The sequence below is a fragment of the Aquincola tertiaricarbonis genome (assembly GCF_023573145.1).
Taxonomy (GTDB): Bacteria; Pseudomonadota; Gammaproteobacteria; order Burkholderiales; family Burkholderiaceae_C; genus Aquincola; species Aquincola tertiaricarbonis_B.
This window is the reverse complement of record NZ_CP097636.1, coordinates 1,211,446-1,224,238: the sequence shown is the minus strand read 5'-3', so window position 1 is coordinate 1,224,238 and position 12,793 is coordinate 1,211,446. Positions and strand designations below refer to the sequence as shown.

9 protein-coding genes are annotated in these 12,793 nt (G+C 67.6%); 1 reads left to right on the top strand and 8 read right to left on the bottom strand.

Translation table 11 applies throughout. The annotated features are described in order from the left end of the window. The 8 genes from MW290_RS19860 to MW290_RS19825 all read right to left on the bottom strand — a co-directional run bounded on the left by MW290_RS19860 (nt 1) and on the right by MW290_RS19825 (nt 10,404). A complete protein-coding gene (locus MW290_RS19860; RefSeq protein ID WP_250199416.1) occupies nt 1-1,176 on the bottom strand; it encodes an acetyl-CoA C-acyltransferase in 1,176 nt (391 codons plus the stop codon). A gap of 19 nt (nt 1,177-1,195) precedes the next feature. Further along, on the bottom strand, nt 1,196-3,292 hold the full coding sequence (locus tag MW290_RS19855; protein ID WP_250199415.1) for a 3-hydroxyacyl-CoA dehydrogenase NAD-binding domain-containing protein: 2,097 nt from the start codon (nt 3,290-3,292) through the stop codon (nt 1,196-1,198). Between the two features lie 136 nt (nt 3,293-3,428). Beyond that, nucleotides 3,429-4,130, bottom strand: coding sequence for an ABC transporter ATP-binding protein (locus MW290_RS19850; RefSeq protein ID WP_250199414.1), 702 nt, complete (start codon nt 4,128-4,130; stop codon nt 3,429-3,431). Beyond that, the gene (locus tag MW290_RS19845; RefSeq protein WP_250199413.1) at nt 4,124-4,918 is read right to left on the bottom strand and encodes an ABC transporter ATP-binding protein; all 795 of its coding nucleotides are present in this window, start codon (nt 4,916-4,918) and stop codon (nt 4,124-4,126) included. Before MW290_RS19845 ends, MW290_RS19850 begins: the two co-directional genes overlap by 7 nt. After that, nucleotides 4,915-6,210, bottom strand: a complete 1,296-nt coding sequence (locus MW290_RS19840; protein WP_250199412.1) for a branched-chain amino acid ABC transporter permease — start codon at nt 6,208-6,210, stop codon at nt 4,915-4,917. The genes MW290_RS19845 and MW290_RS19840 overlap by 4 nt, the downstream gene beginning before the upstream one ends. Beyond that, a complete protein-coding gene (locus MW290_RS19835; protein WP_250199411.1) occupies nt 6,210-7,244 on the bottom strand; it encodes a branched-chain amino acid ABC transporter permease in 1,035 nt (344 codons plus the stop codon). The genes MW290_RS19840 and MW290_RS19835 overlap by 1 nt, the downstream gene beginning before the upstream one ends. 110 nt (nt 7,245-7,354) lie before the next feature. Next, nucleotides 7,355-8,629 (bottom strand): branched-chain amino acid ABC transporter substrate-binding protein, encoded by a 1,275-nt coding sequence (locus tag MW290_RS19830; protein WP_250199410.1) that lies wholly within the window; start codon nt 8,627-8,629, stop codon nt 7,355-7,357. A gap of 128 nt (nt 8,630-8,757) precedes the next feature. Continuing rightward, nucleotides 8,758-10,404: a 3-(methylthio)propionyl-CoA ligase gene (locus MW290_RS19825; RefSeq protein WP_250199409.1), complete on the bottom strand. Its 1,647-nt coding sequence runs from the start codon at nt 10,402-10,404 to the stop codon at nt 8,758-8,760. Nucleotides 10,405-10,584: 180 nt separating this feature from the next. On the opposite strand from MW290_RS19825, the gene MW290_RS19820 reads away from it, so the two are divergent. Next, entirely contained in the window at nt 10,585-12,759 is a 2,175-nt protein-coding gene (locus tag MW290_RS19820; protein WP_250199408.1) for a hypothetical protein, read from the top strand. Nucleotides 12,760-12,793 lie beyond the last annotated feature (34 nt).

Genomic DNA, 12,793 nt, shown 5'->3' with positions numbered 1-12,793 from the left:
TCAAAGCACTTCGAAGATGCCGGCCGCGCCCATGCCGCCGCCGATGCACATGGTCACGCACACCTTCTTGGCGCCGCGGCGCTTGCCTTCGATCAGCGCATGGCCGGTCAGGCGCTGGCCGCTCACGCCATAGGGGTGGCCCAGCGCGATGGCGCCGCCGTTGACGTTGAGGCGGTCCATCGGAATGCCCAGCTTGTCGGCGCAGTACAGCACCTGCACCGCGAAGGCTTCGTTCAACTCCCAGAGGTCGATGTCGTCCACCGTCAGGCCCAGGCGCGACAGCACCTTGGGCACGGCGTACACCGGACCGATGCCCATCTCGTCGGGCTCGCAGCCGGCCACCGCAAAGCCCAGGAAGCGGCCCAGCGGCTTCAGGCCCTGCTGCTCGGCCAGCTTTTCGCTGACCACCACGCAGGCGCCCGCGCCGTCGCTGAACTGACTGGCATTGCCGGCGGTGATGACGCCGCCCGGCAGCGCGCTGCGGATGCCCTGCACCGCCTCCAGCGTGGTGCCGGGGCGGATGCCTTCGTCGGCGCTCACGGTGACCTGGCGGGTGACCAGGCCCATCACCGGATCGGCCACGCCGGCCGTGACCGTGATGGGGGCGATCTCGGCGTCGAAGCGGCCGGCCTCGCGCGCGGCGGCGGCCTTCTGCTGGCTGGCGGCGCCGTATTCGTCCATGCGCTGCTTGGGGATGTTGTAGCGCTTGGCCACCGTCTCGGCGGTTTCCAGCATCGACATGTAGATGGCGGGCTTGTTCTCGCTCAGCCAACGCTCGGCCAGCATGTGCTTGTTCATCTCCTGCTGCACGCAGGAGATGCTTTCCACGCCGCCGGCCACATAGGCATCGGCCTCACCCGCGATCACGCGCTGCGCGGCCATGGCGATGGTCTGCAGGCCGCTGGAGCAGAAGCGGTTGATGGTGACGCCGGCCACCGTCAGCGGCAGGCCGGCGCGCAGCGCGATCTGGCGCGCGATGTTGGCGCCGGTGGCCCCTTCGGGGTTGGCGCAGCCCATCAGCACGTCTTCGATCAGGCCCGGGTCGATGCCGGCGCGCTGCACCGCGGCGGCCACCGCATGGCCACCCAGGGTGGCGCCATGCGTCATGTTGAAGCCGCCCTTCCAGCTCTTGGCCAGGGGCGTGCGGGCGGTGGAGACGATCAGTGCGGAAGTCATGTGGTTCTCCCCGTCGTGTTCAGTTGAAGCTCTTGCCTTCGGCCGCCAGGCGGGCCAGCAGCGGCGCCGGCTCCCAGAAGCTCGCGTCGTCGTGCGGGTTCTTCGCAAAGCGCTTCATCGTCTGCACCACGTTGAACAGGCCCTGGGTGTCGGCATAGTTCATCGGACCACCGCGGTGCAACGGGAAGCCGTAGCCGGTGAGGTAGACCATGTCCACGTCGCTGGCCTTGCTGGCAATGCCCTCTTCCACGATCTTGGCGCCTTCGTTCACCAGCGAATACACCAGCCGGTGCACGATCTCCTCGTCGCTGATCTTGCGCGGCGTGATGCCCAGCTCGGCGCGGTGCTTCTCGATCATCTCGTTGACGACCGAAGAAGGGATGGCGTCGCGCTTGCCCGGCACGTAGTCGTACCAGCCGGCGCCGGTCTTCTGGCCGTAGCGGCCCATCTCGCACAGCAGGTCGGCCGTCTTGCTATAGCGCATGTCGGGCTTTTCCTGGTAGCGGCGCTTGCGGATAGCCCAGCCGATGTCGTTGCCGGCCAGGTCGCCCATGCGGAACGGGCCCATCGCAAAGCCGAACTTCTCGACCGCCTTGTCCACCTGCTGCGGCGTGGCGCCTTCTTCCAGCAGGAAGCCGGCCTGTCGGCTGTACTGCTCGATCATGCGGTTGCCGATGAAGCCATCGCACACGCCGCTGACCACCGCGGTCTTCTTGATTTTCTTGGCCAGCGACATCACCGTGGCCAGCACGTCCTTGCCCGTCTTGGCGCCGCGCACCACCTCCAGCAGCTTCATCACGTTGGCCGGGCTGAAGAAGTGCATGCCCACCACGTCCTGCGGGCGCTTGGTGAAGCCGGCGATCTTGTCCACGTCCAGCGTGGAGGTGTTGGAGGCCAGGATGGCGCCGGGCTTCATCACCTCATCCAGCGTGGTGAACACCTTTTCCTTGACGCCCAGCTCCTCGAACACCGCCTCGATCACCAGGTCGGCGTTCTTGATGTCGGCATAGTCCAGCGTGGTGGTCAGCAGCGCCATGCGCTGCTCGTACTTGTCCTGCTTGAGCTTGCCCTTCTTGACCTGCGCCTCGTAGTTCTTGCGGATGGTGGCGATGCCCCGGTCCAGCGCTTCCTGCTTGGTTTCGAGGATGGTGACGGGGATGCCCGCATTCAGGAAGTTCATCGAGATGCCGCCACCCATGGTGCCGGCACCGATGACGGCCACCTGCTCGATCTTGCGCTGCGGGGTGTCCTCGGGCACGTCGGGGATCTTGCTGGCCGCACGCTCGGCGAAGAAGGCATGGCGCAGCGCCTTGCACTCGGGCGTCATCATCAGGCTGATGAAAGCCTCGCGCTCATAGGCCAGGCCGTCGTCGATGTTGCGCGTCTTGGTGGCCTGCTCCACGCAGTCCACGCAGCGGGCCGGCGCGGGAAAGTTCTTCGCCATGGCCTTGACGGTGTTGCGCGCGAACTGGAAGTACGCATCACCCTCGGGATGGCGGGCCTTGAGGTTGCGCACCAGCGGCAGTGGCCGCACGTCGGCCACCTGCTGCGCATAGGCCAGCGCGGCTTCCAGCACGTCGCCCTCGGCCAGCTGGTCGAACAGCTTCTGGCCGGGCAGTGCGGCCAGTTGCTCGCTCTTGACCGGGTCGCCCTTGACGATCATGTTCAGGGCCACTTCCACGCCCAGCACACGCGGCAGGCGCTGCGTGCCGCCGGCCCCGGGCACCAGGCCCAGCTTGACTTCAGGCAGCGCCACCTGCGTGCCCGGCGCCACCACGCGGTAATGGCAACCCAGCGCCAGCTCCAGACCGCCGCCCATGCACACGCTGTGGATGGCGGCCACCACCGGCTTGCCGCTGTTTTCCACGACCTTGATCAGCGACAGCAGGTTGGGCTCGGCCAGCGCCTTGGGCGAGCCGAACTCGCGGATGTCCGCGCCGCCCGAGAAGGCCTTGCCCGCACCGGTGAGCACGATGGCCTTGACCGCGGCATCGTTGTTCGCGCGCTCGATGCCCTCGGCCGTCGCCTTGCGGGTCTCGTAGCCCAGGCCATTGACCGGCGGGTTGTTCAGCGTGATCACGGCCACCTGGCCGCGGACCTCGTAGCTGGCTGTCATGGGAGTCTCCTCAAGGGACGCAGGAAAAAGAACGATCGTTCGATTCTAGGAAGCGGTGCAGCAAAAAGCCTGTCCCTGCCGCGACAAGGGACAGGCGGATGCACCCGGGATTACCCGCGGGGCCGGATGCTCAGGGTCAGACTTCCAGCCACTCTTTGCGGATGTATGCGTCCGCTCGTAATGCTGCGGGCGTGCCTTCGAACACGATCTGCCCGTGGCCCATCACGAAGCAGCGCTCGGACACCTCCAGCGCGATGGTCAGCTTCTGCTCGACCAGCAGCACCGCCACGCCGCGGCGCTTGAGCTCGCGCAGGTACTCGGCCACCAGTTCCACGATCTTGGGCGCCAGGCCTTCGGTGGGCTCGTCGATCATGATCAGGTCGGGGTCGCCCATCAGCGTGCGGCACAACGTCAGCATCTGCTGCTCGCCGCCCGACAGCACGCCGGCCTCGGTGTGCTGGCGCTCCTTCAGCCGCGGGAACATGGTGTACATGTCGTCGAAGCCCCAGCGCGGCCGTTGGCCGCGACCCGTGCGCTTCTGCCCCAGCATCAGGTTCTGGTGCACCGTGAGCTTGGGAAAGATGTCGCGGTTCTCGGGCACGTAGCCGATGCCCAGGTGCGCGATCTCGAAGGCCTTCTTGCCGATCATTTCCTGGTCGCGCCAGGCGATGCTGCCGGTGGCATCCACCAGGCCCATGATGGCCTTGACGGTGGTCGAGCGGCCCGAACCGTTGCGGCCCAGCAGGCTGACGATCTCGCCCGGCTGCACCGTGAAGTTCACGCCGTGCAGCACATGGCTCTTGCCGTAGAAGGCATGCAGGTCGGTCAGCTTCAGCATGCGCGCGCCTCCGCGGCCTGCGTCTCGGCCAGCACCGAGCCGAGGTAGGCCTCCTGCACGCGGGCATTGGCCCGCACCGCATCGGGCGTGTCGAAGGCGATCACCTCGCCATAAACCAGCACCGCGATCTTGTCGGCCAGGCCGAACACCACGCCCATGTCGTGCTCCACCGTCAGCAGCGTCTTGCCCACCGTCACCTCGCGGATCAGCTCGATGAAGCGCTTGGTTTCGCTCTTGCTCATGCCGGCCGTCGGTTCGTCCAGCAGCACCACGTCGGCACCGCCGGCGATGGTGATGCCGATCTCCAGCGCGCGCTGCTCGGCATAGGTCAGGTTCATCGCCAGCGTGTCGCGCTTCTTGTGCAGGCGGATCATGTGCATCAGCTGCTCGGCGCGGTCGTTGGCATCACGCAGCCGGCTCAGCGCCTTCCAGAAGGCGTAGCGGTGGCCCTGCGACCACAGCACCGCACAGCGCAGATTTTCGAACACGCTCAGGCGGTTGAACAGGTTGCTCACCTGGAAGCTGCGGGCCAGGCCGCGGCGGTTGATCTCGAAGGGCTCCAGCCCGTCGATGCGCTGGCCATGCAGCAGGATCTGCCCGCTGCTGGCGCCGAAGCGCCCGCTGATCAGGTTGAACAAGGTGCTCTTGCCGGCGCCGTTGGGACCGATGATGGCCACGCGCTCACCGGACTGCACCGCCAGGCTGGCACCGCGGATGATGGCCGTCTTGCCGAAGGACTTGTGCAGGTCCACCAGCTCCAGCGCCGGGGTATTGACAGCGCCGCTCACAGGGCATCCTCCCGGCGGCGCAGCGTGCGTTCGATGTCGGTCTGCACCTCGGCCCATTGGTGGTTGAACTGCCTTCGGCTCAGCTCGAACAGCGCCAGGCCCACCAGCATCACGAACACCGCGCCGAACCAGGTGTCGAAGCGCTCGATGTTGAGCGTGGCGCCCAGGTACTTGACGGTGGGCCCCAGGGCCGCGTCCAGCTGCAGGTGGTAGATCATCTCGACGATGGCGCCCGCCCCCGCCAGCACCACCAGCCCGGTGCCGCCCAGGGCCAGGTAGGCCGTCCACAGATTGCGCAGGTGGCCGAAGGCCGCCACGCGCAGGTTCATCATCAGCAGGCTGGCAATGCCGCCCGGCGCATACATCACCATGAAGAGGAACACCAGGCCCAGGTACAGCAGCCAGGCCTTGGTGAACTCAGACAGCAGCACCGTGGCCAGCACCATCAGCACCGCGCCGATGATGGGCCCGAAGAAGAAGGTGGCGCCGCCCAGGAAGGTGAACAGCAGATAGGCACCCGAGCGGGCCGCGCCCACCACCTCGGCGGTGGCGATCTCGAAGTTCAGCGCATACATGCCGCCCGACACCCCCGCGAAGAAGCCCGCGATGATGAAGGCGGTGTAGCGCACGCGCTGCGGGTTGTAGCCGATGAAGGCCACACGCTCGGCGTTGTCGCGCACCGCATTGAGCATGCGGCCCAGCGGCGTGTGGGTGAAGGCGAACATCAGTGCCGTGCACACGAAGGTGTAGAAGGCCAGCAGGTAGTACACCTGGATCTGTGGCCCGAAGCTGATGCCCCACACCGGCTTGCCCACCACCCGGTTGCCGGCCACGCCGGCTTCGCCACCGAAGAACTCGGGCACCATCAGGCTCATCGCGAACACCAGCTCGGCCAGGCCCAGCGTGATCATCGCGAACGGTGTGCCCGACTTGCGGGTGGTGACATAGCCCAGCAGCACGGCGAAGAACATGCCGGCCAGCCCGCCCACCAGCGGCAGCAGGCTCACCGGGATGGGCAGGCTGCCGCCCGAGATGGCATTGAGCGCATGGATGGCCACGTAGGCGCCCAGCCCGGTGTACACCGCATGCCCGAAGCTGAGCATGCCGCCCTGCCCCAGCAGCATGTTGTACGAGAGGCAGGCCACCACCGCGATGCCGATCTGCGACAGGATGGTGACGGCCAGGCTGCTGGAAAACAGCTTGGGCGCCAGCAACAGCAGCAACGCGAAGGCGCCCCACACGAACCAGCGGCCGACGTTGAGCGGCCGGAAATGGAATTGACGCTGGCCCATCACCCCTCCCGCGTGCCCAGGAGGCCCTTGGGCCGGAAGATGAGGATCAGCACCAGGAACAGGTACGGCAGGATGGGCGCCACCTGCGACACCGTGAGCCGCAACAGCGAGTGCGAGGCCGCCTGCGCCCCCGGCTGCCAGCCCACCAGCCGCGCCAGGTCGAGCACCGAGTAGTCGATGGCCACCGCGAAGGTCTGGATCACGCCGATCAGCAGCGAGGCGACGAAAGCCCCGGCCAGCGAGCCCATGCCGCCCACCACCACCACCACGAAGATGACCGAGCCCACGGTGGCGGCCATCGCCGGCTCGGTGACGAAGGTGCTGCCGCCGATCACACCGGCCAGCCCGGCCAGCGCCGCGCCGGCACCGAACACCAGCATGAAGACTCGCGGCACGTTGTGGCCCAGCGCCTCCACCATCTCCGGGTGGGTGAGCGCGCTCTGGATGACCAGCCCCACGCGGGTGCGAGTGAGCAGCAGCCACAGGCTGACCAGCATGGCCAGCGCCACCACCATCATGAAGCCACGGGTGGCCGGGAACGGCGAGCACACCACACGCACGGCAGCGTCGGTGGCGCGGCACATGGCGTCGGGCGCGGCGCCCCACAGCACCTGCAGGCCATCGACCGACGAATTGACCAGCGTGAAGGCCGGCCCCTGCAGCGAAGGCGGCGGCCGGAACTCCACCGCCGTGCGGCCCCAGATCAGCTGCACCAGCTCGAGGATGACGTAGGACAGGCCGAAGGTGGTCAGCAGCTCGGGCACATGGCCGAACTTGTGCACCTTGCGCAGGCAGGTGCGCTCGAACAGCGCCCCCAGCACACCCACCACCAGCGGTGCCAGCACCAGGCCGGGCCAGAAGCCCACCAGGCGGGCGATCGAATACGCCACGTAGGCGCCCAGCATGTAGAAGCTGGCATGGGCGAAGTTCAGCACGCCCATCATGCTGAAGATGAGGGTGAGCCCGGAGCTGAGCATGAACAGCAGCAGCCCGTAGCTCAGCCCGTTGAGCATCGAGATCGTGAACAGTTCCATCGGCGCAGTGTCGGCGCGCGCGCGGCGCGGTGTCGAGGACAAACCGGCACACACCGCGCCGGCCACATCGCGTGGCGGCGGTGCCGGCACCCAGGGGGCTCAGCGATCCGTCAGGACGGCCGCACCATCTGGCAGCTGGTGGGCGTGCTGGACACGTAGGGCGCGAACTCGGCCACCGGCGCCAGCGTCATGCCGGTTTTCTCGGGTGAGTAGGGGTACTTGGCATCGGCCTTCTGCCACACGCTGATGTACAGCGTCTGCTGCAGCTGGTGGTCGGCCTTGCGCATCTCCACCTCACCACCGAAGGTGCTGGTGAGCTTCAGGCCTTCCAGCGCAGGCGCCACCTTCACCGGGTCGGTGCTCTTGGCCTTGGCCATCGCGGCGCCCAGCGTCTCGAAGATGCGGATGATCGAGCCGGTGTAGAAGTCGTCGCTGTACTTGGCCTGGAACTCCTTCATCCAGGTGTCCATCTGGCCGCCCATGTTGTAGTGGTTGTAGCTGACCTGGTAGACGCGGCCGGCGCCGTTGTTGCCCAGCGCCGTGGGCGTGCCCGTGACGCCGGCGTAGTAGGTGTAGAACTTGCCGTTGAAGCCACCTTCGGTGGCCGCCTTGACCAGCAGCGACAGGTCGGAGCCCCAGTTGCCGGTGATCACGCTGTCGGCGCCCGAGGCCTTGATCTTGGCGATGTAGGGCGCAAAGTCGCGCACCTGCGCCAGTGGGTGCAGGTCTTCGCCGACGATCTCGATGTCGGGGCGCTTGCGCTTGAGCGCGTCCTTCGCGTAGCGCGCCACCTGCTGGCCGTGCGAGTAGTTCTGGTTGAGCAGGAACACCTTCTTGATGTCGGCCTGGCCCTTGATGAAAGTGGTCATCGCCTCGACCTTCATCGAGGTGTCGGCATCGAAGCGGAAGTGCCAGTAGCTGCACTTGCTGTTGGTCAGGTCGGGGTCCACCGCGGCGGTGTTCAGGAAGATGATTTCCTTGCCGGGGTTGCGCTCGTTGTGCTTGTTGATGGCGTCGATCAGCGGAATGGCCACCGACGAGCCGTTGCCCTGCAGCACGTAGCGGATGCCCTGGTCGATCGCGGCCTTCAGGTGGTTCAGGCTCTCGGTCGGGCTCAGCTTGTTGTCCATGCCGATGACCTCGAACTTCACGCCGGCCGGGTTGGTGGCGCTGAACTTCTCGGCGAAGAACTGCAGGCTCTTGAGCTGGTTGGTGCCCACCGGGCCCATCAGGCCCGACAGCGGGTCGATCCACATCATCTTGACGGTCTGTCCCGCCAGCGGCTTGGCCTGGGCCCAGGCGCCCGCCGAGCCCGCCGCAAGCGCGGCCCCCATGAGGCCCAGGGTGAAGCCACGACGCGAGGCACTGATCGATCCGATGTTCATCCGCTTGTCTCCTTGTTTGACCTACGGCCCGCTGCGCTGTCAGCGGGCCGGGGCAAGTTAATGGAAGTGATCGCCAGCGGTGAGAGGGTGTTCCCTGTCGCTCCCGCGACAGGGGCCCGCAGCGGGTATCAGGCAGGCAGCTGGTGGCCGCGGAACTGCTCGCGCAGCTTGAGCTTTTGCAGCTTGCCGGTGGCCGTGTGCGGCAGCTCGTCGACGAAGACCACGTCGTCCGGGATCTGCCACTTGGCGATGCGGCCTTCGAAGAAACCCAGCATCTGCTCGCGCGTCAGCTCGCCGCCTGGCTTCTTCACCACCACCAGCAGCGGGCGCTCGTCCCACTTGGGGTGCGGGCAGGCGATCACCGCCGCCTCATGCACCGCGGGGTGGGCCATCGCGATGTTCTCCAGCTCGATCGAGCTGATCCACTCGCCGCCCGACTTGATCACGTCCTTGCTGCGGTCGGTGATCTGCATGTAGGCGTCTTCGTCGATGGCCGCCACGTCGCCGGTGGGGAACCACTGGCCGTCCAGGCCCGCCACCTCCACCAGCGGCGACCTGTCGTTGCGGTAGTAGCGGTCGATCACCCAATGGCCCCGCACCACCAGATTGCCCGAGGCCTTGCCATCCCAGGGCAGCGGCTTGTTGTCGTCGTCGACGATTTCCATGTCGACGCCATAGATCACCTTGCCCTGCTTTTCCAGGATGCGGCGCTTGCTGTCCTCGTCCAGCGACTCATGCTTGCTCTTGAGCTTGGACAGGGTGCCCAGTGGCGACATCTCGGTCATGCCCCAGGCGTGGATCACCTCCACGCCGTAGTCGTCTTCCAGCGTGCGGATCATGGCCGGCGGGCAGGCCGAGCCGCCGATCACCGTGCGCTTGAAGCTGCTGAACTTCAGGTTGTTCTGCTTGACATAGGTGAGCAGGCCCAGCCACACCGTGGGCACGCCAGCGCTGAAGGTCACCTTCTCGTTCTCGAACAGCTCGAACAGCGACTTGCCATCGAGGTGCGGCCCCGGGAACACCACCTTGCAGCCCACCAGCGCGGTGGCATACGGCAGGCCCCAGGCGTTGACGTGGAACATCGGCACCACGGGCAGGATGACGTCGCGCGCCGAGCAGCCCATCGCATCGGGCAGCGCCGCACCAAAGGCATGCAGCAGCGACGAGCGGTGGCTGTACACCGCGCCCTTCGGGTTGCCGGTGGTGCCCGAGGTGTAGCAGATGCTGGAGGCGGTGTTCTCGTCGAACTGCGGCCACACGTAGTCGCCGTTCTCGGCCTCCACCAGCTCTTCATAGCACAGCAGGTTGGGAATGGGGCTGCTGGCCGGCATGTGGCTGCGCCCGGCCATCAGCACGAAGTGCTGCACACGGCCCAGGTGCGGCAGCAGCTTTTCCACCAGCGGCAGGAAGTTGATCTCGAAGCACAGCACCTTGTCGTCGGCATCGCCCACGATCCAGGCGATCTGCTCGGGGAACAGGCGCGGGTTGATGGTGTGGCACACCAGCTGCGAGCCGGAGGTGCCGTAATACAGCTCCAGGTGGCGGTAGCCGTTCCAGGCCAGGGTGCCGACGCGGTCGCCCGGCTGGCAGCCCAGCCGCGCCAGCGCCTGCGCCACCTTGCGCGCCCGCACCGCCAGCTGCGCCCAGTTGGTGCGGTGGACGTCACCCTCCACCCGCTTGGACACGATCTCGGTATCGCCCGAATGCCGCGCCGCATGCGTCAGCAGCGAAGAGATCAGCAAGGGCATCTGCATCATCTGGCCCATCAGGGACATGGTGGTTCCTCTCTAGAAAACGAGCGTGGGGTTGGGGCGGATGATAGGAATGCCGGGGGTACCGACCGGGTGGCGGTTTACCCTGAGGAACCTGCTACGCCGCGTCTCCTTCCGCCAGACGATGCGCCGCTGCCGCGCCTTGCAGATGCTCGGGCTTCCATCCATGCCCGAGGAGACACCATGCGCCACGACCCTGCATCGCACCGCCCGGCTGGCACTTGCCCCCTGTCCTGGCCCGGTCTGCTGGCCACCGCGCTGGCTACCGCGCTGGCTACCGCGCTGGTGGCCGGCTGCGGCAGCGGCGGCAGCAGCAACGACGAAGCTGCAACGCCTGAGGCGCCAGCGGCCCCTACGCCCCCGATGGTGCGAGGCACCGTGGCCGTGGGCGCTGCTTTGGCCGGCGCCGAACTCACGATCACCGACCGCACGGGCAGTGCCGCCTGCACCGGCACGCTGGCGCCCACCACCGCTGCCGGCACCTACGAATGCAGCCTCAAGGACGCGGTGCAAGGCCCGCTGCTGCTGGTGGCCACCGACCCCAGCGGCGCCCATGGGCCGCAAGTGGCCGCGCTGGCCGTGCCGCCGCTGACCAACGGCGCGGCGGTCGTCAACCTCACGCCGCTCACCACCGCCATCGTCGGCCGGCTGGCGCCCGACGGCAGCGCGCTGACGGTGGTCGCCACGCCCACGCTTCTGGACGCGGCCCGACTTTCCGCCATCACCCAGGCCGTGGTGGCGCAGCTGGCACCGGTGCTCACCGCGCTGCAGATGCCAGCCGGCTACGACCCCTTCGCCACGCCGCTGGTAGCAGCCACCAGCACACAGGCCGGCAACGCCGCCGACCTGCTGCTGGACGTGGTGCGCATCACGGCAGTCAACGGCGTCACCACCTTGTCGACCGTGGACCGCCCGGACGCCCCCGTGGCGCTGGCCGACGGCGTGACGGCCGCACCCACCCTGGCCGCTCCGGTGCTGGCGGCGCTGGACCTGACGGCCTCGCTGCAGCGGGCCAGCAACGCCCTCACCCAGTGCTTTGCATTGCCCCTGGCGCAGCGGGTGCTGTCCACCGACACCACGGTGGCGCTGGCCGACGGCGGCCCGACGCTGCTGAGCGTGGCCCCGGCCTGCGAAGACATCACGGCCGACGACTATCGCCACAACGGCTACACCGCCGGCCAGGCCTTCTACGCCCTGATGACCAGCAACCGCATGACCGGCGCCCACTTCCTGCCGCCGGAGGTGCTGCAATTCGTCGACGACACCAGCGCCGCCGACCGCGACGCCGCCGTGATCAACCTGCGCTACGTGGATGCCAGCGGCGAGGCCGGCAGCTTGTTCACCGTGGCCCGAAAGTTCCCCGGCACCGCCACCACCACGCGGCCGACCGACTGGTGGCTGCACGGTAACCAGTTCCCGGTCGACGTGGGCATCACGGCCTCCATCCGGCTCAACGAGCAACTGGCGCCCAATCCGGGGACGGCGCCGTTCTTCAACGCGTCGTCCACGCGTTTCGAGAGCGGTCTGAACGTCTACGTGAACATGCGCGGCCCGGGCAGCCGCGGCCTGCGCGCCGCCCGCGTCAAGGGCCCCGGACTGCCCAACGCCGGGCTGGTGTACACGCCACCGATGGCCGAGATCTGCACCAGCCAGGACTGGCTCAACATCCAGAACAAGGACGGCATCGTCGACCCCGCGGTGGCCGTGCCCTCCTACGACACGGGCAGCATCTTCCGGCTGCAGCGCAGCCTGGGCATCGAGGGCACGGCGGCCACCACGGTGCGGCCCAACCCCAATGCCGGCAACCGCAACAACAGCAACGTGCTGTGGGCGCACCCGCTCGACTATGGCCGCGAGCCGGGCAGTACCGACTACGTGGACTTCGCCGCCCTGCATGCCGGTGCCAGTTACAGCTTCGAGCTGTTCTACGAAGGCGAGACGGACGCCCGCCACACCGTCACCCGCGGCTTGCTGACCGCGGTCATGCCCGCCACCACCGGCGGCTCGCTGCGATGGAACCGCACCACGGATGCGACGCGCGAGATGCTGGATCCCGCCAAGCCGGCTGGCGGCGCACAGGCCAGCTTCAACGTGGCCTGGACCCAGGACCCGCTGGCCGAGCGGGTGCGCTCGATCGGCGTGTACACCTGGGACGCGGAACGCAGCGTCAACCAGGGCACGGTGGCGGTGCCGCGCGGTGCGACTGCCGTGGTGGCCAACGCCCCCACCGGCAGCGGCTGCGACAGCGGGGAAACCTTCCCGGCGCTGTTGGCCGACGGCATCTCGGGCCGCAGCATCCAGCTGCGCCATCGCATGCTGGACGGCAGCAGCAAGGACACGATGACGCGTTACAACTGAGGGCGCGGCGGCTGCATCCAGGGCTTTTGCCCGT